This window comes from Roseateles sp., assembly GCF_049240545.1.
GTDB lineage: Bacteria > Pseudomonadota > Gammaproteobacteria > Burkholderiales > Burkholderiaceae_C > Paucibacter_A.
Window position 1 is genome coordinate 1 of record NZ_JBMLSK010000175.1, and the last position, 1,246, is coordinate 1,246.

Annotated in this window: 2 protein-coding genes; both read left to right on the forward strand. The window is 62.9% G+C overall.

From position 1 onward, the window contains the following. Positions 1–35 precede the first annotated feature (35 nt). The gene (locus ACOVRJ_RS11755; RefSeq protein WP_422044038.1) at positions 36–881 is read left to right on the forward strand and encodes a hypothetical protein; all 846 of its coding nucleotides are present in this window, start codon (positions 36–38) and stop codon (positions 879–881) included. A 91-nt stretch (positions 882–972) separates the two neighbouring features. After that, positions 973–1,179 (forward strand): hypothetical protein, encoded by a 207-nt coding sequence (locus ACOVRJ_RS11760; protein WP_422044039.1) that lies wholly within the window; start codon positions 973–975, stop codon positions 1,177–1,179. Positions 1,180–1,246: the final 67 nt, after the last annotated feature.

Sequence of the window (1,246 nt, forward strand, 5' to 3'; positions counted from 1 at the left end):
GGGGGACTACCTCCCGAAACCAAGGAGATCAGACCATGTCAGCACCGACAGTGAGCACGTCGTCGAACGGACTCACCGCGATCAGCAGCGGAACCGCCGTCGTTCTGCTCAAGGACCTGCGCGATGGAGGCAGCGCGGTCGACCAGGTCGTGGTTACGTCTCAGAACGACGCACAGGTTTACGGCGGCACCATTGGCGACACAGAGACGATTCTCACCGGTGAGTGGGGCGATCCCCACGTTCGCAACCAAGTCTACACAGGCGCCTCCAACACGGGTCTGACCCAGGCCCTGAATGCGCTCAAGATCGACGCGGACGACGGCCGGATCGACAACCTGGAGAACTACAACAAGGTCGTCGCAATGCTGACCAATGCCGCTGAGTCCGGCGCCGGCGGGCGAACCGCCGAAATCATGGATCTGCAGGCCGACCATGTGCTGGTCAACGGCAGCATGAGGATTGCCGTCGACGTCGAGAGCCTCAACGACGAAGTGGCATTTGCTGAGAACGCCAAGATTACCTTCGCGGACGGGTCGGAGAAGACGATCACGAACATCTGGAACCGGACCGGAAGTGATGGTGCACTGGGCGTCCGTGAATCGGAGACGGGCGACGGCGGGACGTCGAGAGGAACCTTCGTGGTGACAAGCGCCGATGAGATGGGGCACCAGGGAAGCACCCACGTGTTCGGCGCCGCCCACGGTTCGATTTCCAAGTACGTGCTCGATGTGAAGGGCACCTTCAACGGCAATTACGGCTCGGCCGGCCAGTTCTGGGCGCGCGACGACGAAGTCGGGGAGCTTGGATTCGGCAGCGTCGCGTTCTGGGACCGCTACAACCGCAAAGCAGACGACGAGTCGGCCGAGCGCGCCCGCCCCTGACGCAGAGCCGTCAGGTTGCGGCAGCGTCGCGCAAGTCGCAGCGTGACGGCAGGCCGCTAACAAGCCAGCCCAACGACACAGAAAGCCTGCCATGGCTGACAACACCAAAGTCCTTGTTCGCGCCCTCGTCGGGGTGGTGATGCCGACCGTGCTGTCCGAAGTCCTCAAGCCCGGTCTCGACGCAGAAGATCCGGAAAACGACGATCTGCCCACGCCGATCGAAGTGCAAGAACTGTTCAGCAATCGTATGGCTCAGCTGGTGTCCAAGTCACTGGCCCAGAAGATGTTCGGGGCCTGAGCAGCCACTCGCCGCGCCGCCCTGGCCGGGCAGGGCGGCGACATCCGCACAAGTTCCCGGCTTCAAG

Coding starts and splice junctions, on each gene's coding strand:
- ACOVRJ_RS11755 (WP_422044038.1), top strand. CDS start 36: ATGTCAGCACCGACAGTGAGCACGTCGTCGAACGGACTCACCGCGATC.
- ACOVRJ_RS11760 (WP_422044039.1), top strand. CDS start 973: ATGGCTGACAACACCAAAGTCCTTGTTCGCGCCCTCGTCGGGGTGGTG.